Origin of the sequence: Bifidobacterium goeldii (assembly GCF_003951095.1) — a bacterium.
GTDB classification, from domain to species: domain Bacteria; phylum Actinomycetota; class Actinomycetes; order Actinomycetales; family Bifidobacteriaceae; genus Bifidobacterium; species Bifidobacterium goeldii.
Genome location: NZ_QXGL01000002.1, coordinates 243,114 through 261,146, shown reverse-complemented (window position 1 = coordinate 261,146; position 18,033 = coordinate 243,114). Strand labels below are relative to the sequence as shown.

General features: G+C 57.2%; 14 protein-coding genes. 7 read left to right on the top strand and 7 right to left on the bottom strand.

Annotated features, from left to right (window positions below):
- Nucleotides 1-245: 245 nt before the first annotated feature.
- The gene (locus D2E25_RS04695) at nucleotides 246-1,859 is read right to left on the bottom strand and encodes a glycoside hydrolase family 43 protein (protein ID WP_241217033.1); all 1,614 of its coding nucleotides are present in this window, start codon (nucleotides 1,857-1,859) and stop codon (nucleotides 246-248) included.
- 206 nt (nucleotides 1,860-2,065) lie between these two features.
- Between D2E25_RS04695 and D2E25_RS04690 the strand changes: the two genes are divergently transcribed.
- Entirely contained in the window at nucleotides 2,066-3,112 is a 1,047-nt protein-coding gene (locus D2E25_RS04690) for a LacI family DNA-binding transcriptional regulator (protein ID WP_164514716.1), read from the top strand.
- Between the two features lie 442 nt (nucleotides 3,113-3,554).
- Here the strand turns inward: D2E25_RS04690 and D2E25_RS04685 are convergent, their stop codons facing one another.
- Nucleotides 3,555-4,979 carry an MFS transporter gene (locus D2E25_RS04685; RefSeq protein WP_125980282.1) on the bottom strand — a complete coding sequence of 475 codons (1,425 nt, stop codon included), beginning with the start codon at nucleotides 4,977-4,979 and terminating at the stop codon, nucleotides 3,555-3,557.
- A 254-nt stretch (nucleotides 4,980-5,233) separates the two neighbouring features.
- Here D2E25_RS04685 and D2E25_RS04680 point away from each other — a divergent pair, with 254 nt between their 5' ends.
- Together D2E25_RS04680 and D2E25_RS04675 are read left to right on the top strand one after the other, a co-directional pair.
- Nucleotides 5,234-5,893 (top strand): histidine phosphatase family protein, encoded by a 660-nt coding sequence (locus D2E25_RS04680; RefSeq protein WP_125980280.1) that lies wholly within the window; start codon nucleotides 5,234-5,236, stop codon nucleotides 5,891-5,893.
- A 197-nt stretch (nucleotides 5,894-6,090) separates the two neighbouring features.
- The gene (locus D2E25_RS04675) at nucleotides 6,091-6,993 is read left to right on the top strand and encodes a hypothetical protein (protein WP_125980278.1); all 903 of its coding nucleotides are present in this window, start codon (nucleotides 6,091-6,093) and stop codon (nucleotides 6,991-6,993) included.
- On the opposite strand, the gene D2E25_RS04670 is transcribed toward D2E25_RS04675, so the two are convergent.
- The 3 genes from D2E25_RS04670 to D2E25_RS04660 all read right to left on the bottom strand — a co-directional run bounded on the left by D2E25_RS04670 (nucleotide 6,971) and on the right by D2E25_RS04660 (nucleotide 10,548).
- Nucleotides 6,971-8,428: a DUF805 domain-containing protein gene (locus tag D2E25_RS04670; RefSeq protein ID WP_125980276.1), complete on the bottom strand. Its 1,458-nt coding sequence runs from the start codon at nucleotides 8,426-8,428 to the stop codon at nucleotides 6,971-6,973. The genes D2E25_RS04675 and D2E25_RS04670 overlap by 23 nt on opposite strands.
- 153 nt (nucleotides 8,429-8,581) lie before the next feature.
- The gene (locus tag D2E25_RS04665) at nucleotides 8,582-9,367 is read right to left on the bottom strand and encodes an ABC transporter permease (protein WP_125980273.1); all 786 of its coding nucleotides are present in this window, start codon (nucleotides 9,365-9,367) and stop codon (nucleotides 8,582-8,584) included.
- 101 nt (nucleotides 9,368-9,468) lie between these two features.
- Entirely contained in the window at nucleotides 9,469-10,548 is a 1,080-nt protein-coding gene (locus tag D2E25_RS04660) for an ABC transporter substrate-binding protein (RefSeq protein WP_164514715.1), read from the bottom strand.
- A 432-nt stretch (nucleotides 10,549-10,980) separates the two neighbouring features.
- Here D2E25_RS04660 and D2E25_RS04655 point away from each other — a divergent pair, with 432 nt between their 5' ends.
- Nucleotides 10,981-11,664: an HAD family hydrolase gene (locus tag D2E25_RS04655; protein WP_125980271.1), complete on the top strand. Its 684-nt coding sequence runs from the start codon at nucleotides 10,981-10,983 to the stop codon at nucleotides 11,662-11,664.
- A 92-nt stretch (nucleotides 11,665-11,756) separates the two neighbouring features.
- On the opposite strand, the gene D2E25_RS04650 is transcribed toward D2E25_RS04655, so the two are convergent.
- The gene (locus tag D2E25_RS04650; RefSeq protein ID WP_125980269.1) at nucleotides 11,757-13,058 is read right to left on the bottom strand and encodes a substrate-binding domain-containing protein; all 1,302 of its coding nucleotides are present in this window, start codon (nucleotides 13,056-13,058) and stop codon (nucleotides 11,757-11,759) included.
- Between the two features lie 203 nt (nucleotides 13,059-13,261).
- On the opposite strand from D2E25_RS04650, the gene D2E25_RS04645 reads away from it, so the two are divergent.
- The 3 genes from D2E25_RS04645 (at nucleotide 13,262) to D2E25_RS04640 (ending at nucleotide 16,345) form a co-directional block, all read left to right on the top strand.
- On the top strand, nucleotides 13,262-14,902 hold the full coding sequence (locus D2E25_RS04645) for a glycoside hydrolase family 30 protein (RefSeq protein ID WP_241217011.1): 1,641 nt from the start codon (nucleotides 13,262-13,264) through the stop codon (nucleotides 14,900-14,902).
- Nucleotides 14,903-15,053: 151 nt separating this feature from the next.
- Entirely contained in the window at nucleotides 15,054-15,194 is a 141-nt protein-coding gene (locus D2E25_RS10460; RefSeq protein WP_164514714.1) for a hypothetical protein, read from the top strand.
- A gap of 158 nt (nucleotides 15,195-15,352) precedes the next feature.
- Nucleotides 15,353-16,345: an AEC family transporter gene (locus D2E25_RS04640; RefSeq protein ID WP_125980267.1), complete on the top strand. Its 993-nt coding sequence runs from the start codon at nucleotides 15,353-15,355 to the stop codon at nucleotides 16,343-16,345.
- A 295-nt stretch (nucleotides 16,346-16,640) separates the two neighbouring features.
- Here D2E25_RS04640 and D2E25_RS04635 read toward each other — a convergent pair whose 3' ends face one another.
- Nucleotides 16,641-17,936, bottom strand: a complete 1,296-nt coding sequence (locus D2E25_RS04635) for a zinc ribbon domain-containing protein (protein WP_125980265.1) — start codon at nucleotides 17,934-17,936, stop codon at nucleotides 16,641-16,643.
- Between the last annotated feature and the right edge of the window lie 97 nt (nucleotides 17,937-18,033).

The following is an 18,033-nucleotide window of genomic DNA, read 5'->3' as shown; positions in this document are numbered from 1 at the left end:
ATCGTTCTGAATAATGACGGGGTGAATGAGATTACGCTCATTCACCCTGTTTTGCATTTGTGTCCGATGTACTTGATTGCGTGCGGGCTGAGTGCAGCTGCGCGGGCGCGGAGTGCGGCGGAAAAATACAGCATACGGTTGCGCATATGTTCGCGACAAATTGAGCAGACATAACAAAAGGCGACGGCCTACATGGTCGTCGCCTTTCATTGCTGTGCTTACCGCTGGCTTACCGCTGGCTGCTTTCAGCGAATGCCGGCCAGGCATCCAACGTAGCCGCCGGCTGATTCCGTGCTGAGGAATGTCGCGTCATGCGTGGCGAATAGCTCGCTGCCGGTCGGGGCTTTGCTGTTGGCGTGAAGCACGGGCCAACCTCCGGCTGTGATGTTGAAGGACTGTTGCGATCCTCTCCGGATGGTCAACGCTGCCGGGAGATCGGCCATTGTTGTGTTCGGCATATCGGTTGCGCTTGCCTGTTTGTATGCCGAGTTGTGGCTTTCCTTGCGGAATTCTATGGTGGTGCCGTTAAGGCGAATGACATAGTCAGTGTTGGCGTCGAGCGTTCCCTCATATATCAGTTCATCGGCGTTTTTGGCGTCGTGGATGATGGCCTGGATGATGCCGCGTTCGCAGTCGGCGACGAGTGCGGCGTATCGGTTACGATCCTGCTGAATGCGCGCCTCGTTGGCTGCAACGGGGTTGAGGATCACCGAGAAGTCGACGGTGTCGACCTTGGCCCATTGCCAGCCATGCTGCCAAGGTAACTGGATGATATTATCGTCGCTGACGGTCGTTGTATGCCATGATTCTGTGGGCGTATCCGTCACGGTCGTTTCGCTTGTGCCTGTCGAGACTGGCGAATAACCGCCGTCGTCCGTGTTCACGACGTGCGGCACGAGTCCGCTTCCTGGCGCGAATACGGGCCAATCATGCTCCCAGGTCACGGGGAACACCATCGGCTCGCGACCCATGAAGCTGTAGCCGTCTACGATGCGTGAGCCGAGACAGACTCCCCACCAGCGTCCGTCATTGTCCTGCAGTAGATCGCAGTGGCCGACATTCTGTACGGGGAACCGCTCTCCAAGATGCCGATGCGTCAGTATTGGATTGCGTGGATTGCCCTCGTACATAGCTATCAGCTCGCGCGACCGTGCCACTGTTTGCGCGTGATGACGTTCGGTGCCAGCTTCGGCGGCGAGCAGATAATACTGCCCATCATGGCGCAGAATATGCGGTGACTCGGCCCATGTCGCCCCCTCTAATGCTCCATGCCACAGCACATGTTCAGGACCTTCGAGCGACCAAGTGTCAAGATTTAGCCTTCGTATGACGATGTCCGATTGGAAGCGCCATTGCGGATTGTCGGATTGATGACTGCAGACCCACCACGAGGTGCCGTCGGTGTCGATGAAGACGTCTGGGTCGTTGCCTCGGGCTCCGTTAATCCAATGGGGGCCTTCCCAGCTGTGCCCGTGGTCGTGTGAGACAAGTGCAAAGTTGCCATTCGCGTTGTGCATGGCCTCGATTTGCGCGGGGTCGGCCCCGTTCTCGAGTGCACGCTGCTCGTTCACGCGGACCACCGTACTGACGATGACCATTGCGTCGCCGATCATGCGGATGCTTGGTGCAAAGACGCCATGATCGTCGGAGTCGATGTAGGCGAGGAATAGTTTTTTGGCCATCTCTTCATCGATGGCTGCGCCTTCGCGTTGCCAATGCGCCAAATCGGTGGAGGTGTGGATCGGCAGTCCTGGAACGAGTCCGAATGACGAGGTTACAAGCCATGCTCGTCCGTCGTGCCACATCCATGAAGGATCGGGATGGAATCCGCGCAGAATCGGGTTGACGATGGGTGTCATATCACTCACGATCTGTCCTTTCAGTCTCGTGTGAACGCATGTTTTATATAGCTTCTATGCTATTCATATCGTTATGATATCATAACGATATGATAACGGTCGAGGGCAGTGTATCGCCGTCTATGAGATGTCGATACGTGTCGGCCGTGGTGCAGTGGTTGCACTAAGGTGAACGAAGAAACGCGGGTGCAATGCTGCCGCGTGGCATGAAGGCAGGTGCAAAGATGGCGGTGACGCTCAAAGACGTCGCAAAGAAGGCGGGTGTGTCTCCCGCCACGGTGTCATATGCGTTGCGTGGAGGGCAATATGTGTCTCCGGCGACGATGAAAAAGGTCATGAAAGCCGCAAAGGCGCTTGGGTATACGACGAACATGTCCGCGCGCAGCCTGCGATACGGCAAGACAAAGATCATCGAAGTAGTGGTGCACGAACTCGATATCCCGTATTACTACTCCAAGCTTGCGGCTACCGCTGTGCCGGCGATCAATCGTGAAGGATATCAAGCGCTGGTGTTGCAAACCGGCCTAGATGCCGGCAATGTCAAGGAGGCAGTCGACGGCATCTCGAACCAGATCTGCGATGGTGTTATCCTCAATGCCACAGGTATCGACGCGAACGAGATCAAACGTCTGAGTATGAACCGCCCCACGGTGCTGCTTGATGATTGCACTCCTGAACCTGTGCTCGATACGGTGATGACCCCCAACCGCGAAGGCGCCCGTATCGCCACGCGGCATCTCATCGAACAGGGATGTAGATCAGTCGCGGCTGTGGGCATCGGATATGTGAGCCCTACCGCGATCGGGGTGCAGGTCGGTACGAGTAAAGAGCGTTTTGAGGGTGTGCGCGAGGCGCTGGCTGAGAACGGCATGGGGCTCACCGAACGACAGTGTCTGGCCTGTGATTGGCTGGTCGAACCCGGACGTGAGATTGCACATCAGCTTGCCGACGTCGGCATGCCGTTTGATGGCCTGTTCTGCGCGTCGGATTCGCTGGCATTTGGCTTGATTCGCGGTTTTGCTGATCGCGGTATTCGTGTGCCTGATGATGTGCTCATCACTGGTTTCGATGGCATCTCATTGGGCGAATACACAGTGCCGTCTATTTCTACCGTTCGTATTGACATGAAGGATCTGGTGGACAAGGCAATCCGCTTGCTGCTTGATCGTATCGACGGCATCTACGATGGAGAACCACGGCGTGAGGTTGCTGGCTACGATTTCGTCGTGCGTGGCTCCAGTACTCGCGCATAGAGGTGCACTTTTTTATCTATATGTTGAGACCGACGATTTCGTGCCGGATTCTGGATTCGACTCGTCGACTTTGGTGTGAGGATGGTTAGGGGACTTCAGGCTTTTATGCGCCTCTGTTAGTCGTGCACGGGGGGACAACGCGGAATGCGGCGAAAGTGTGCCACGTAACGCTGTTTTTGCCGTTTTACGCGATTGGTGGCACGCAATCAGACGAAAGTGTTTGATGTGCTTTTTGCAAAATGGCTTGATTCCAACGTTTCTGATATTTGCGACGTTGGACGACCATGATGCGGTGTGCCACCAATCGCCAAAAACGGCAAAAAGCCCAATACGTGGCACGCGCGTTTCATATGGCGAGCCCTCCGATTCCAAATTCTGGGTTAAAGGACTCGTCATACGAAAACCATAGGCTGGCGTAAGAAACCGACGGTCGCCACGTGTCTCACACGTGCACAGTGGTCAGCGTCGGGGTCTCCGTGCTGGATTTGATCTGCTTGAAACCGATGAACGCGATCACCAGTGAGCTCAGCGCCAGCGTCGTGACCACCATGAAACCGCCGTGCGAGCCCATACGGTCAATAAACTGGCCGGTAATCGCAGAGCCAGCGGAAGAGCCGATCGAGTTCATCGCGCCCATCCACGCTACGCCTTCAGTGAAGCGCGACGGCGGCACCAAGTGCAGCATCAGCTGATTGCCATTGATCCACGTCGGAGCCTGGCATACGCCGATCAGCAGGTAGATGATCATAATCACCCACAGGTGCTTAGCGAACATGAACGTACCAATGCCGATATTCACCACCGCAAGGCAGAAGTAGAAGCGCTTCCACAGCGGAACAGTCCACGATTTCGCGCCATAAAACAGTGCACCAATCAGCGAACTAATCGAGAAGCATGCGAACACAAAACCGGTGTACTGCTTAGCATTCGCCTCAGTGGCGAACGCGATAATCGAAATACTCGCCGCCGCCTGGAATGCGCCCAGCGAGAACCAGGTTACGCACACGGCGATCAAACCTGGCCCCCAAATCGACTCCTTACGCCCGGCCATCGCATCCGCCGCAGCCTTATCCGCAGCCGCACGCGCCTGCTCCTCCGACAGACCTTCAGCCAGTGCCTTCGCGCGCGCAGACTCGGCCGCAGCCTCAACCTGCAACGCCTTCGCACGAGCCGCCTCACGCTCGCGATACTGCTTACGCGTCATACCAGCCTCGCGAGCCAGCACGGTCTGCGACTTCGGCTCGGTCGTCAGTTCGGTGAGGAACATCAACGCGCCAACCACCACGCACACGCCAGTGAACGAGAACGCCAGCAAGCCAGAAATCACGGCCAACGTAGAGGCAAGCGGGTTGCCAATCACCCACATGCACTCGTCGAATACGCCCGACAGGCTCAGCGCGCGATCGGTGCGCTCACGGTCACCCTTGAGCAGCGTCGTCCAGCGGGCACGGCTCATCGCACCCCACGGCGGAATCGCCGCCATAAACGGCGTAATGCAATACAACACCCATTCGGGCGCGCGGTTAGTAATCGACGTAACCAGCGCGATCGAGGCAATCATCCACACGATGATCGTCGGAATCGACACCTGACGCTGGCCGAATTTGTCAACCAGCTTGCCGAGTACAGGGGAGGCAACCGCCAGTGCGATCGCCTGAATGGCGGTAAGTATGCCGGCGAGCGAATAGTTACCGTAATAGTGCTGTACGGAGATCGTGATCGTCATGCCGACCATCGGGAACGGCATGCAAGCGATCACAGAGCCGATAGCGAAACGCGCGGTGTGGGGTATGCGGAGCAGTTCCGCATACCCGCCGAAGAGTTTGTGACCGACTTCCTTGATCGCGGTCGATACGGTAGTGGACATGACGACACCTGCTCCTTTCCGCTCCCGATTGGATGTCCCTCGCTGGCGTGGCGTTGCCAGTGAAGCCCTCATCGTATTGATGTGCTGTCCTGTTGGTCGCGCAAAGGGTGGTGCGTCCGCGTTGGTTCCCACTTTTGCGTCACGGCAACTCTATCGGTAGGGATGAGGCGACACGCGGCAGATTAGAATAGTGCGGAGCTGATTTTTTCATATCGTTCACGTTGCCGCCGAAACGCGGCGGAAGGACTCATTGAATGCCGCAAACTACGATCCACTTCGTCCGCCATGGCAAGGTGTACAACCCTGATCACCTGCTGTATGAGCGCCTGCCTGATTTTCACCTGTCCGATCGCGGTCGCCGCATGGCGCAGGCTACTGCCGCTTATATTGCCGGCAATCCCGCAATGAACACAGTCGCCGCCGTGTATTCGTCTCCGCTGGATCGCACGCGCGAAACCGCTGGCGCGATTCTTGACGCGTTGAACAACGTGCGCGAAAACCGCGGTGAAGCACCGCTCGAACTCATCACTGATGAGCGCGTGATCGAAGCTGGCAACGAATTCCGCGGCTTGCGCATCGGCCACGGTGAAGGCGCGCTGTGGCGCAACGGCAACTGGAAGCTTGTCACCAACTTGTGGAAGCCCAGCTGGGGTGAGTCGTATCAACATATCGCGCAGCGCGTGGGCGCATTCGCCAACGAAAAAATCAAGCAGTACACCGGCCAGCAGATCATCGTCGTCAGCCATGAGTCGCCAATCTGGAGCTACCGGCACCTGCTGGAAACCGGTCACGCAGAACACTGGATGTTCCTGCGCAAAACCGCGCTCGCATCCGTCACGTCGATTACATACGACAGCGAAACCGGCAACGTGATAACCATCACATATGCCGATCCGGCAGCCGATGTTGAATAAAGCCGGCCGTACAATACTGGAAGAAGCCGGGATATACGCGGCGGTTGGCCCGCACCGCGAGTGCGCGCAGTGTATGCAGTGCACGCAGGCGAGCTCTACCGCACCGTTGAGTGATTTCGGCGAACGATGACGTGAGAGCGGCACCACCCAACGGCCGCTGTACAAGCGCGCCTGCGGGTGCGCGGCAAAGGAGCGATATGACCTTTCACATGGAAGCGACCGAAATCGCACGCGTATCAATGACGCCTGAAGTACGCAAAGCGGCATCTGCCGGCGCGGCGCTGATCAGCTTGTGGCCGTTGACTGATGCCAAGCAGATGGATAATGACACCAAGTATGGTGAAAACCTGCAAGTGCGCATGACGCGCATGGTTGCGCGCATTGCCACCGGCGAAGACGTGACCGTGCCCGACGCTGAATTTGTGTATGAGGGTGCGGATGAGATTCCTGGCCGCCCGCAAGAAATCGTCGATATGCTGCTTGCCGCGAACGACGCCTGCGATGAGATGGCGGATTATTCGAATACTGGCGACACAAATCTCATTATGGGCGGCGCTGGCTTGCTGCACCCCGGTTGGGATAGCGAGACGGTGAATGCGGTAGCGGAGGCGATCGCGCGCATTGAAACCATGATTCACACCGATCACGATGCGCACGGGCCGATTGCTTCAAGCGCGGATATTGAGGCGGTAGCTCAGCGACTTGCCATTGTTATTGTGGCGACTGCTGAACTGTTGGAATTGGTGGAAGCGAACTCGTCGCAATGGGCAGTGCGCGCGCTGCCAGTCATACTGTACGCCAATGAACTGTGCGAGCGACTGTCGATTCCGCGGTTGTGCTTCAGCGCGGAGCAAGTGCAGGCGTTAACGCAATCTCTTGCGGCGGCTTCTGGCGATAGTGCGCGCGGCGAAATCGTTGGCACGCTGTTTGCTTCGGTGGCAGTTACCGAATGGGAGCGTCACCGCGAGGATGTGCTATGGGATCCAGACGAAGCAAAGAAGCGCGCCAAGGAAGAGGACGAGCGCCGCAACAAGGAGGCGCTCGCCGCTAAGTTTGCGCATGTGAAGGATGACCCGTCTAAGCCTGAGGTTGAGCTGTAGAGCCAAACTGCTGACTTGGGTCAAACGGTTGCTGGCCAGGAGTGAATGGCTGCTGTGGCTGCAAAGGTTGTTGCGGTTGTTGCGGCTGCTGGCCAGCGCCAAACAACGGGGCATCGTCATCGAAGCGTGCGCCGGCAGGATTGGTGCTGCTGGTCATCAGTACCAATCCGGAGATGAGATATACCAATGAGAGCAGGCTGATAATACCCGCGGATGCCATAACGCCAGCCAATGTTGGAGCCATTGCCGAGAATTCCTGTGGGGAATACGACGAATTGCTCTGGTACATGCTGTGGCGCATAAACACATTGAAGAGCGACAGTACGCGAGACGACCAAATCGTTCCCCACACTTCCACGATCACGTAGGGAATACCTGGCAGCAGTGCCCACCAGCCTGACTTATTGGTATCGTGCAAACGCCTGACAGTAACCGCTGCAAATGGCACAATAATGGCCAACTGCCATATTGCCTGCACCACTAGCGCTGCCGTGCTTGATGCAACCAGCACGGTACTTGTTACGCAATTGACGATCATGAAAAACAAAATGACCCACCAAAACTCGCTTTTTGAAGCGCGCCCTTTAAATGTTGCGTACTTGGTGAAGAATCGTTTCACTGCGTTCGGGAAGTTGATGCCATACCACGGCTTATTCAGTGGTGGCACGCCTATGGTTTGCTGGGCGTACACATACGGCGGTACGCCTTGCGGTAGGGGAGCGCCATACTGCGACGGTTGCGAGTAAGGGTTAGGAGCCGCGTTTGCGCCGGGCTGCTCGTACGCGGGGTTAGCGGGGCCGTAAGTGTACGGCGTGCCATATGCAGTGCCGTACGTGGGCTGTGTGTAGGGGGACTGATACGCGGGCTGCTCAGGCTGTGCATATGGCTGTGCGGTTGGTTGCGCATACGGTTGCTCAGGCTGCGCGGTTGGTTGCGCATACGGTTGCTCAGGCTGTGCGGTAGGCTGCTCAGCTGACTGTGTGTATGGTTGCGCTGCCGGTTGTGTGTAAGGGGATTGTGCCGTATACGGAGCTGGCTGTGCAGGCTGTGCTGGCTGCGTTGGCTGCGCGTACGTCGGCTGCTCAGCATAGGGAGCTGGCTGTTCATATGGATGCTCGTATGGCTGGCTGTACGGCTGCTCATACGGCGATTGACTGTACGGCTGCTGCCCGTACGTTGGCTGGGACTGACCATATTGCGGTTGTTCATATTGTGGCTGACCATACTGCGGAGCCTCGTACTGCGGTTGTGCTGCTTCGCCGGACGGCGTGTATGGAGTGTACGGGCCCGACTGTGCAGTTGGACTTGACTGTGATTCAGCGTTTGGTTGCGCGTACGGATTGTACGATTGCGGCGTAGCGGCAGAAGCTGGATTGTTGGCGTTGGCGTCGGTACCTTCACCATTGGGTAAGAACGGATTGGGATTGGTCATCATTGCCCCTTTTCATGAGATGACTGCATCAACGCCTATTGTTCCACGCTGATCATGCAATCCGTGTGAATTGTCTGACTATTCGCTGAGACCGGCCCATCATGCTCATCGCCGCTATCATCGCATCGTTACCGTATCGCCGCTAGTCCTCGTCAGTCACTCGCCGCTTTCATTGAACGCAATCGTGTCATCGCGCCCCAGAATCAGATGTTCAGCGAGACTAATCAATCCCAGCAGTATCGCAGTCAGCGCTACAACAACAATCGTCGCGGAGAAAATCAGCGGTGTACGGAACGAATTGAACGCCGCCTGCAGCCAAATACCCAAGCCGTTCATCGCGCCGAGATATTCAGCAGTAACCGCGGTGCCGAACACGTAGGCTGCGGAAATACGAATGCCGCCGAATATTTGACGCCCAGCTACGAACAGTTTGACATGCCACAATGCCCATGCGCGCGTAGCACCGCAGGTGAGCGCTACATCCTCATAGAACTGTGGTACGGCAAGCAATCCGCGGCACGTTTGCACCGCTACCGGAAAGACGCCAAAAACAGCAACAATCACGATTTTGCCCAGCGGCTCGAATCCGAACCAAATCATAAATAGCGGTGCAATGGTAATCAGTGGAATGGTTTGCGCGGCGGCCAGCAGTGGGTAGATTGCGCGGTGCAGCGTCTTAGAAAGATACAAGCCGATGCCGATGATAATGCCGGCCACCACGGCGATAAGGAAGCCGGTAACCGCCTCATATGTGGTGATCGCCGCCGCCTGCCACAAGTCAGGCCACGTTTTCACAATCGAGACGACGATTTGGCTGGGGGCAGCGAGCACACGTTCGGAAATATGCCCAGCGTCAACTACCGCCTCCCAGACGATTAGCAGAGCGCCGATGGTAACAGTCGGTGGAGCAATGCGCTTAAACCAAGATGTCAGATGTTGCATGAGTTTTTCTCGAATATGCACAAAACCATACAAGAACAGGCGGGTGAACGTCTCCGCTGGCCCGCCTGTTCCTGCTGGAATCAAGGAGTGATACCAGTGGCTCAGTCCACGTATTCGTTAGTGGCGAGCTCCTTAGCTTGCGGAGCCTGAGCTGGGTCGTTGCCATCCTTGTCCTTGTAGGTGCCGGCCTTGTACTGGAAGTCAAGGTACGGCTGCGCATCATCGAAGTTCACCGTACCCGGCAGCGACTTCGCATCATCCGTAGTCCAGTAGCCGTTCTTGGCGATCTCTTCCATCGAAGTGCGAGTCAGCTTGGAATCGAGCTGAGCTTCCTTAGCCTGCGCGACGAGGATGTCAGCAGCCTTATCCGGGTTAGCCAGCGCGTAGTCGTAACCCTTCTTGGTCGCAGAAATGAACTTCTTCAGCGCATCAGCGTTAGCAGAATCCTTCAGCCAAGAGCTCTTCACAGCAAAGCCGAGCTGATCCGGGTTGCCAGGCACACCCCAGTCAGAAGCGACAAAGCAGTTCAGTGCCGGGCCGTTCAGCTCACTTTCCACGCCTTCCCACGTCACGTAGAAGCCACCGAAATCACCCTTACCGGAGGTCAATGTTTCGAACGTGTTGGTACCAGCGGTAGCAGTCTTGATCTCGCCAGTGCCGCCTGCGTACTTGATCATCTGCTGCACTACTGCAGTCTGCTCAGCGGAGCCGAAGCTCACAAAGGTCTTACCGGAGAGATCCTTTGGGGTCTTGATATCGGTGCGGGAAGCCAGTGCGCACCAGCGAGCCACCGGCTTCTGCGTCAGATCAAACACGAACTTCAGGTCAGAGCCCTGCGAGTTAAAGGCAGCCACGTTGCTCAGCGTAGTGAAACCAACGTTAGCCACGCCATTCTCCACACTGGTTTCTGCGCCGGCCTGAGCAGTCGGCAGAATCTTCACGTTGACGCCAGCATCCTTGTAGTAGCCGAGCTTTTGCGCCACATACAGGCCAATGTGGTTCGTATTCGGCGTCCAGTCGAGCATGAACGAAACGGTCGGCGTAGAGCTGCCACCGTTGGAAGAGTCGGCGGTGTTGGTGTTACCGCAGGCGGCCAAGCCCAGTGTCAGAGCCGCAGCCCCAACTGCAGCCGCGATTCGCTTGCCCATAGTCAACCCGTTCTTCTGCATTCTCATCTTCATTTCACCTTGCTTTCCGCGCTGATTGCGCGCTATGCGGGGTGATATCTATGCGCGGGAAGGTGAAGAGAGCCCGCGCGAGACATCACACCGTGCACCCGCTCGTAAGCAGCCACGGCACGTCGCTAGCCGGAAAACTACGTGCGGCTACAGGATCATGCGTGAGCTACCGGCATGCCCACCAGTCGGTAGACACACTGCGGATGCGTTATTCATTGATGTATGGCACGGTTGCTGCCACCAACCGCGCGAACGCCTTCAGTATAGGGCCAGGGGGTGAAGAGCGGAATGTGTAATGGATTCAACAATTTTGGCGTATACAACAGCAGGATTTTGGCGCAAATGTTCAGTGAGCGCCAATACACTTATTTGTAAGCTGGTCTTACAAATATGCTGGCATGCGATGGTGTATGCGGTGCGTGCGGGGAGGAGCTGATGTTGCCGATGATTGTGCCGAAGGCAGTGTTCTGGGATTTAGACGGTACGCTGATCGACTCCGACCCGTATTGGGTTACCGCTGAGCGAGCATTGCTGGAATCCTACGGCGGCACATGGGATGATGACTTGGCTGACGCTATGCAGGGCGCCGCGTTCCCGGTTATTGTGCGACTGCTGACAGAGCGCGGAGTGACGCTCGCGCCGTCCGAGATTCGCGCGCAGCTTACCGACGAGGTGCTGGCGATGGAGCGTGCTCGACTGCCATGGATTGAAGGCGTGCGCTCGCTGCTGGAGGCGCTCGCCGGAGCTGCCGTGCCGTCAGTGTTGGTGACTGGATCTCCGCGATTGATTGCGGAGAACGTGGTGTCTCAGGCACCGGCAGGGGCTTTTGCGGACTATATCTGCGGCGATGATGATGTGACGCCGAAGCCTGACCCAGCGCCGTACCTACTTGCCGCGCGCAAGGCTGGATTGACGGATAATGCGCAAGATATGCGGCAATGCTTGATTTTTGAGGATTCTCTGCCGGGCTTGAGCGCCGCGCGTGCGTCAGGGGCTGTGGTGTGCGCGGTTACAGGCCATGCGCGGGTGGAGGTTGGTGAAGAGGGGTTATACGATCAGCGGATTGTTGACTATCGGGGTCTGAACCTGAATCGCCTCGCCACTTGGTTCGCCCATTAATTCATTTATACGGTTGTGTGCATTTCCGGACTGCCTAGAGCAGTTAGGGGGTATCCTAATGGTCCGGAAATGCACACAACCGAGGTAGAGAATCAGGCTTGCGCCGGCACATCCACCACGGAACCGCGATCGATAAGCGACGGGTCCACGTAGATGTGGCGAGTTGCTGAATCTGGGTTCTGAATGCGATGAATCAGCGTGCTAATCGCAGCCTCAGCCAAATCCTTATCGGAGGAACGCAGCACAGTCAGCGGGCGCGAACTTGGGGTAGCGAATCCATCAACCGAAATCAGCGAAACGTCGTCCGGCACGCGCCGGCCGCGACGCTCCAATGTCTGCGCAATAGCAATCGCCAGATAATCAGAGTGAACCAGCATCGCCGTCACGCCAGAGAGCAGAATCTTATCGACGATATCGTTCACACCCTTCGTGTTGTAGGGCTGAATGCCATCGAAAATAAACGGGCAGTCAATAACACCGCTCTCCTCGACCACCTGACGCCAGCCGGACTGAATCAGTTCGGAGGTTGGCGTGTCAGAAAACGCTGCACCAATATGCGTGTGCCCGTGAGCGAGGAAATGCACGGCCGCCTTGCGCACGCCATAGGGGTGGTTAGTGCGCACAGAATCGACATAATACGAGCCCAACAGCGGCAGATCGCGTTCAATAACCACCGTAGGCAGCGCAGCCTGCTCAATCCACGACCACGTGCGTTTGCTGGCCTGCGGGTGAGAATTCGGTGCGCAAATAATGCCGCACATCGCCGGGTCGGAGGCAAGCTCAGCCAGAATCTCATCTTCGTGCACATCCGGCTCGTAGGCGGATGTGCGCGTGACAATACGCAGACCGAGTCGCGTGGCAATCGTGCGCATATGGTCGATAACGCCAGGCCAGAAGAAGCTCGGCTCCGGCAGCATAACGCCGATTGATGGCGTTTCAGCGCCAAGCTCAAGCGTGCGCACCGCTGGGTGAATGGCAATATTGCCGGCGGTAGTGCGCTCGGATACGGTGATATTAGGGGTGGCTGAGCCGGTGATCGGATTTGCAGCCGGGCGTTCAGCAGCGTCGCCAACAGACATTGCACCACCGCGGATGCGCTTGAGCAGACCAGCTTCGCTCAGCACGGTGAGATCGCGCCGCACAGTGATTTCTGTGGTGTTGAGCAGTTTTGCAAGTTCGGGAACGGTAGCCACGCTTTGACGAGTGAGCAGGCTGAGAATCATGTCTTGGCGTTCAGCAGGCAGTAGATCGCGCTTCTTAGGGGCTTGTGCGGTGATGACTGCGGTGTCTCGGGTATCACTGGTGGAAACTGTTGTGACCGGTTCCATTTCCGGAGACTGTACCTTGCTCTTGTGGGTATTGCCGGTACTGCCGGATTTCGATGTTCTGGGCATAGCACTACTTTCTGCTCTGATCACTTATGTACATGATATCCCTCTATGTTGCGGCTTTGTGACCATAAATGATCATTTTCCTGTTTTTATCTAAAAAAGACTGATGTTCCAAGGTTTTTCGGCGCTTGCGCCACTGTCTCATTATCCGACACGCTGAACAGTGATGATAGAAGTTGATTAAAACTGATTGAAAGTGCTATAGTGTGATCTGTACACGGAAGCGGTACGGCGACGTACCGAACTTCTCCACAGCACGCAAAACACCACACAGTGTAAGGACCGAAATGAGCAAGTACAGCAACGAATTCTGGACTGTCACCTCCGGCGATCTCACGCAGCGTCGCGAGACCCTCGCCGCACCTGAAGTCGTATCTGACCCTGGCGACGCCGCCAAGATCGTCGTCGACCTGTCCGACCGCAAGCAGCCGTGGCTGGGCGCCGGCGCCGCACTCACCGACGCAGCCGCCTCCCTGATCTGGGGTTCCATGAACGCCGAGCAGCGTCACGCCTTCCTCGACGACACCTTCAACCCGGACAAGGGCGGCTTCTCTGTCCTGCGCATCCCGCTGGGCTCCTGCGAGCCGGCCGCGCAGCCGTACTACACCTACGACGACCTGCCCTTCGGCGAGCACGACAACCTGCTCACCAAGTTCTCCCTCGGCGAGGGTGAGCCCGGCGCGCCAGACGCCACCAAGGACTTCAAGTACATCATCCCGGTGCTGCTCGAAATCCTGAAGATCAACCCGTCCATCAAGATCATCGCCTCCCCGTGGTCCGCCCCGGCTTGGATGAAGAACACCGGCCACCTGTGCCAGGGCGGCCACCTGCGCTTCAACGAGTGGACCGGCAACGGCTTCGACCCGATGCACGACTCCTTCGAAGGCACCTACGCTCGCTACTTCGTCAAGTACGTTGACGAAATGGGCAAGCTCGGCATCCCGATCTGGGGCGTTACCGTGCAGAACGAGCCTTCCAACGCGCCGAAGTGGCCTGCCATGATGTGGACCCTCAAGCAGCAGGCTGAGTTCGCCGCCAACTTCCTGCGCCCGGCCTTCAACGAGAAGTACCCGGAGATGCGCATCTTCATCAACGACGACTCCATGCACAACCTCAAGTGGCCGGTGCGCGAAATCGTCACCCCAGACGAAGCTGCAGCCGTCGACGGCCTGACCTTCCACACCTACGAAGGCCCATACTCCAACGTGTTCAACGCAAACCGCTCCTACAGCCACTGGCTGTTCGGCATGACCGAGCGCCGCTGCATGATCGAAGAAACCCCTGAAGACGCCGCCCACATCATGTCCGGCATCATCGGCAACTGGCTCGTGCGCACCGGTGAATCCTTCATCGCCCTGTGGAACCTCGCCCTCGACGAGCGCGGCCTCCCGAACCAGGTTGGCGCCACCGGCCGCCGCGGTGTCGTAACCATCCAGCACGAGACCGGCGAAGTCATCCGCAACCTCGAATACTTCATGCTGCGCGCCTTCGGCCAGGACGTCGAGCCCGGCTCCGTGGTCGTCCGCTCCAGCAACTACACGCCTGACGGCTGGTCCGGCGGCCTCGGCTCCGTGGCCTTCCTCGCCCCGAACGGCGACGTGGCCGCCCACATCTACAACCCGACCGGCGAGCCGCTCGAAGCTGCGTTCACCATCTCCGGCGAAGGCAACCGTTGGCAGAAGGTCACCGTGCCGGCTTGGGGCACCGTAACCGTGCACAAGGGCAACGGCCCGCTCAACGAGTCCACCGTGCCCGAAGACGGCAAGTTCGAGCTCAACCCGGCTCCGACCCACCTGCTCGGCGATGTGGCACCGGGCAAGGTGCGCGTGTGGGGCGTCGACGAGTGAGATTGAAGTAGCCACGCTTGGTGAGTGCTTAGGGCGGGGCTGACGAGGCTGCTGGGGGCGGGGCTGTCGGGACATATGATGCTCGACACGCTCCGGGCCGCTCGGCCAAGTCTTACGGTCGAGCATCATATGTCCCGACAGCCCCTCCGAGGTGCGTAAGGCGACGCGTGGCTTCTTGATATGGATTACTGATGATGGATGGCGAGAGGAGGTGCCGATGAACGTGGAATTTGCTGAGAGTGATGACGAGTCGATGGACTGGTCGGCGCTGTTCGCCGGCCTCGCCGCCTGAGATCATTCGTGATCATCCACCGGTGTGAGGCGACCGGCTCCAACAGCCTCAACTCCTTCTAACTTCTTCCTGTGTTTGCGCAGGGGCGGCTTTTTCCTGTGGGCCGCCCCTGCTTTTTTGTTACACTATCGCCGCGGGTATTGGAAAGGTAGGCCGATATGCTCGCTGTTGCCAAGATTCTCGCCATTATTGTGCTCGGCTATACGCTCAAACGCGTCGGCTTGTTCGGCGCGGATAATTACCGCGTATTGCAGAAAGTCGTGTTGTATATCACGCTGCCAGCGGCGATTATCACCTCGTTTGCTACAGGCCGGCACGATATTGGCCTGTTATGGATTTCCGTTTTTGGATTCGTATGCGCCACAATCCCGCTGGTAGCAATGTACGTTGTCTCGCGCCGCATGCCAGTCGCTCGCCGCGCGTTCCTCATGCTCAACGGTGCCGGTTACAACGCGGGTAATTTCGCGCTGCCAGTGCTTACCACGTTCATCGGCCCGGCCGCAGCCTTGCCGGCAGTCATGTTCGACGTTGGTAATTCAATCATGATGTCCGCTGGCAACTACGTCACCACCACCGCGCTGCTGCATATCGACGCGTCCCGCCCGCTCGCCGAACAGATCGGCAATAATCCAGCCGCGCACGTCGTGCCGCATGAGCCGCCGCGCGACGCGGATGCGAAACGTCTCGCTCGCCGCGCGATGCTGCGCACAATCCTGCGCAATTTCGTCACCTCAGTACCGTTCGACGTGTACATGATCATGACTGTGCTGATGATCGCTGGCATTCGCCCGCCGGCCGCTGCCGCAGATTTTATTGCACCGATTGCGCAAGCGAACACGCTGTGCTCAATGCTGATGATCGGCATGATGATGGATATGCCCGGCTCAAAGCGCGACGTGATGGACGCGCTGACGATTCTCGTATGCCGCTTCGGATTCGGCTTGCTGTTCGCTTTCGCCGCGTGGCATCTACTGCCGTTCGACGCGATGACGCGCAAGGCAGTCGTGTTTATTTGCTTCGCGCCAGCCGGCATCTTCTCCGCGATCTTCACCGATAAAGTGCTCGGCAACGCGAAACTCTCCGGTTTTTGCCTCACCTCAATGGGCTTCGCCGGCGTTGCCGCCATGGCAATCGCCAACGCGGTTCTATAAACACCGATTGCGGAAGCCGACTGTGCGAAGTCCAGTCGGCAACATTATCCGCTTATGAACGGCCTGGTGGTTCGCGTAATACCTCCCCGAATTGCCAACTGGTCACGCAAAGTGACCAATTTTCTCCAAACTGGTCACTTTACCTGACCAGTTTGTATCTTGAGGAGAGAATACTGTCAGAGAATACTGTCGTGGCGCTTGAATGCGGTTAACGGTCCTGCTGTATAGCAAAGCCTGCGCAAATTGTGGTTTGCGCAGGCTTGGATTGATGATTGTTCTTGAGTGCGGTTCTTCCTTAATTACTCAAACTACTAGTAACTCCGCTCGCTCCCTTAACATATAATCCCGGGCCTACGATCTTTGCTCGCTGCACCATCTCATCCGGTGTAGTCATATTCGATGCGGCATAGTATTCGTCCATTTGAGGGGAATGAACTCCGGGCGGGAGATACGAAATAGTGTCGCCTGCCTCGTTGCGCCACGAATATGATCCATCATTATTCTTGGTGAACGACTGAGATGCATAGGAGTGTGTTTCATACACGACATCCATAGGGCCGGTCAATTTGTAGCTGCAATCCGCGCTCAATATGAGACTACCGCCCGCTTGGAAGGCGCCAAAGCCTCCGGCAAAAGACTGGCACCGAGAGTGGTCGGCGGTATAGTCGCTAACGGCCTTGTTGACCGCATCAACGGCCGTTTGCAGTTCCTTGCTGGCTTCACTGAGTTTGTCAGCATCCTTGCTGGTGATACTGCTGAGCGTGTCGTTCACCTTGGCAATTTCGGTTTGCAATTGGTTACGAGCGGTATCGTCGAACACTCGCCCTTGAGAAGAAGTGAGCAGGCTCTGCGCGTCGGAGAGCTTGCTCTGCAAATCTGCTTTATCTGCGGTGAAAGACTTAGATGCTCGGCTGGTTTCCACTGCGTCCGCAGCTTTAACCAGCGCTTTCAGATGCTTGTTTTGCGCGGACCAAGCCTTATCCATGTGTTCCGTAGTAGTTTTCAACTCAGCGGCACGCGCGTCAGTGGGGCATTGATAGTCCGATGCGGACACTGCAGAACCGAGCTCCTTTTGCGCTTTAGCCAATGCCTCAACCGTGGATTGATCATCCACCTGATCTGCGGTCACGTGGGAAAGCTCTTGTGCGCGTTCGATTTTCTTGGACGCAGCACCCTCTCCGCTCTTGATACGGCTCAACATTGACTGACAAGCCGCCAGCTGCGTTTCCTGATTATGATGAGACCACCATAGACCGCCCGCTACTGCGGCGATAACCAACACTACTGCGCATACTGCAGCGATGATGATGATCGTACGACGATGCTGCTTGGGCTGAGACGGCGACGATTCCGACTGTTCTGGCTGTTGCTCCGGCTGCTGCGCTGTCGGCTGCTGCTCTGGCTGCTGCGGTTGCGGTGCGGCCGGCGGTACTGGTGAAGTTTCCGGCAGTGAATCGGGAGTTACGGGCGCATTCGGCTCACTGGGAGCGGCAGGGGCGTTAGCGGTTGATACGGCTTGGCCGCATGTAGTGCAAAATCGGGCATTCTCCGATAATGGGCTGCCGCAGGATGTACAGAAACGTGCGCTCATGGCAACTCCTCATGTCGTACATAGCGGAATTGGTCGCCCGCTAGGCAACATTGCTTGGAAATATCATAAGAAACAATCAAGATGAGCTGAATAGCGA

Excerpts from the sequence above, each read along its gene's own strand:
- D2E25_RS04695 (WP_241217033.1), bottom strand. The coding sequence starts at position 1,859 with ATGACACCCATCGTCAACCCGATTCTGCGCGGATTCCATCCCGATCCT.
- D2E25_RS04690 (WP_164514716.1), top strand. The coding sequence starts at position 2,066 with ATGAAGGCAGGTGCAAAGATGGCGGTGACGCTCAAAGACGTCGCAAAG.
- D2E25_RS04685 (WP_125980282.1), bottom strand. The coding sequence starts at position 4,979 with ATGTCCACTACCGTATCGACCGCGATCAAGGAAGTCGGTCACAAACTC.
- D2E25_RS04680 (WP_125980280.1), top strand. The coding sequence starts at position 5,234 with ATGCCGCAAACTACGATCCACTTCGTCCGCCATGGCAAGGTGTACAAC.
- D2E25_RS04675 (WP_125980278.1), top strand. The coding sequence starts at position 6,091 with ATGACCTTTCACATGGAAGCGACCGAAATCGCACGCGTATCAATGACG.
- D2E25_RS04670 (WP_125980276.1), bottom strand. The coding sequence starts at position 8,428 with ATGATGACCAATCCCAATCCGTTCTTACCCAATGGTGAAGGTACCGAC.
- D2E25_RS04665 (WP_125980273.1), bottom strand. The coding sequence starts at position 9,367 with ATGCAACATCTGACATCTTGGTTTAAGCGCATTGCTCCACCGACTGTT.
- D2E25_RS04660 (WP_164514715.1), bottom strand. The coding sequence starts at position 10,548 with ATGAAGATGAGAATGCAGAAGAACGGGTTGACTATGGGCAAGCGAATC.
- D2E25_RS04655 (WP_125980271.1), top strand. The coding sequence starts at position 10,981 with ATGTTGCCGATGATTGTGCCGAAGGCAGTGTTCTGGGATTTAGACGGT.
- D2E25_RS04650 (WP_125980269.1), bottom strand. The coding sequence starts at position 13,058 with ATGCCCAGAACATCGAAATCCGGCAGTACCGGCAATACCCACAAGAGC.
- D2E25_RS04640 (WP_125980267.1), top strand. The coding sequence starts at position 15,353 with ATGCTCGCTGTTGCCAAGATTCTCGCCATTATTGTGCTCGGCTATACG.
- D2E25_RS04635 (WP_125980265.1), bottom strand. The coding sequence starts at position 17,936 with ATGAGCGCACGTTTCTGTACATCCTGCGGCAGCCCATTATCGGAGAAT.